We start from the raw sequence: 557 nt of genomic DNA on the forward strand, positions 1-557 counted from the left end.
CTATCTGTTCCTACAAAGCCTGAATTCGGCGTGTAGGTAATCGTCCCGTCTGGGTTTACCGTCGCCGTACCGTTGGTCGGATTGCTAATCTTCGTCGGTACTCCCAAGACGTTGCCGTCAGGGTCGCCATCGTTTGCTTTCACATTGATTACCACTGGCGCATTCTTTGGCGTCTCCGTGTTGTCATCCACTGCCACGGGTGCATCATTGCCTGCAATGGGCGTCGGTACAATATCCACCGTCACACAAGCTGTGTCTTTCAACCCTTGTGCATTACTCACTTCGTAGCAGAAAACATCTTCACCCGTTTTACCTGGCGTCGGCGTATAAACAAAACTTCCGTCAGGTTGCAACGTCACCATTCCTTTCGTCGGTGGAGTTACAGGCGTCGTTGTCACCACCAGCGTACCCCCTTGTGGGTCATCGTCATTGGTCAATACGTTTCCATTCACGGGTTTATCTTGTGGTGTCACCGCAACATCTGGGTTCGCTTTTGGGGCTTGTGGGGCCAATGGTAAAATTCCAATACTCACCGTGGCCGTGTCACACTTGCTAGG

1 protein-coding gene is annotated in these 557 nt (G+C 51.9%); it reads right to left on the reverse strand.

Annotated elements, in window-relative coordinates; translation table 11 throughout:
• Positions 1-557, reverse strand: a 557-nt coding sequence (locus tag AC23P2_RS31190) for an Ig-like domain-containing protein (RefSeq protein ID WP_487776806.1), incomplete at both ends; no start/stop codon positions are given.

The sequence above is a fragment of the Runella sp. R0.1_18 genome (assembly GCF_057652155.1).